Origin of the sequence: Bradyrhizobium sp. AUGA SZCCT0182 (assembly GCF_018130185.1) — a bacterium.
Classification (GTDB): Bacteria; Pseudomonadota; Alphaproteobacteria; order Rhizobiales; family Xanthobacteraceae; genus Bradyrhizobium.
In genome coordinates, this window is the sequence record NZ_JAFCLY010000114.1 from 1 (window position 1) to 1,033 (window position 1,033).

Here is a 1,033-nt window from a genome sequence, read left to right on the forward strand (position 1 = left end):
TAGCCTGCTTGAATCCGTCACGGCTCGCGATATTTTCGCCCGCGGCGAGCGGTACGCCCGCGCCCTTCCCTAAGGCCCGCCACTCCTTCCATGGCCGGTCGGCACGGATCGGCTCCTCCAGCCAGGCGAGATTGAACTCGGCCAACCCGGGCACGATCTCCAGTGCCTGGTCGATCGACCAGCCCTGATTGGCATCGGCGGCCAGCATGCCGTTGCCGACGAGGTCGCGAAGCGATGCGAGGTTGGCGCGGTCGGCCCCCGGCTCGAAGCCAACCTTCAATTTTAGCGCGCGATGTCCGCGAGCCAGCGCTGCTTCCGCTATCTGCCGCGAACCGGTCGGATTGATGCCGCTGGCATAGACCCTGATCGTTTGGCGGGCGCCGCCGAGGAGCTTCCATAGCGCTGTCTTTCGGCGCCGTGCATGGAGATCCCATATGGCGAGGTCGATGCCCGCGATCGCCTGTGCGAATGGTCCAGGCTCCCCGCATTGCAGGGCGAGCACGCTTGTACCCTGTGTGACTTTCTCGAATACCTGCGACGGCTCCCCGACCGCAAATCCCGCGACCGCGGGAGCCAACACCTCATTCACAAGTCGCGTGCGATGTTCGGCGCCGGTCGATGGAAAGTTCGACCACACCTCTCCCCAGCCCACATTCCCGTCGGTGTCTTCCAGACGCACGAACACCGCCGGCCGGTTCAGCATTCGGCCGAACGAGGTGACGACCGGCGTCGACAGCGGATAGCGATAGCAAAACGCCTGGACGCTACGGACTGTGAAGTTCGGCGATGTCATTTCAAGAACCCGGAGCACGGCGCAACGTCGCCGCCTCTTGTATGGTCATCCTATTTATAATATGACCTACCTTACATCAACTGCAATTGCAGCCGGAAGCCTCAAAATGAACGGAAGTGTCGCAAGACGCTTTTTACTAGGACTTGCGCCGTGGGTCGGCGCAATCCTGTTGTGGTACGCCGTGCGCTGGAGCGGATTCGTCAATGTTTCCCTGATCCCGTCGCCGCATCAGGTTGCGGC

1 protein-coding gene and 1 pseudogene are annotated in these 1,033 nt (G+C 62.1%); one reads left to right on the forward strand and one right to left on the reverse strand.

What is annotated here, in order from left to right:
* Positions 1-793 (reverse strand): mandelate racemase/muconate lactonizing enzyme family protein (locus JQ611_RS41495; RefSeq protein WP_212468853.1); only part of this gene is annotated, 793 nt, incomplete at its 3' end.
* Between JQ611_RS41495 and JQ611_RS42340 the strand changes: the two are divergent.
* A pseudogene (locus tag JQ611_RS42340) lies at positions 774-1,033 on the forward strand (hypothetical protein); the annotation flags it as partial. The gene JQ611_RS41495 and the pseudogene JQ611_RS42340 overlap by 20 nt on opposite strands.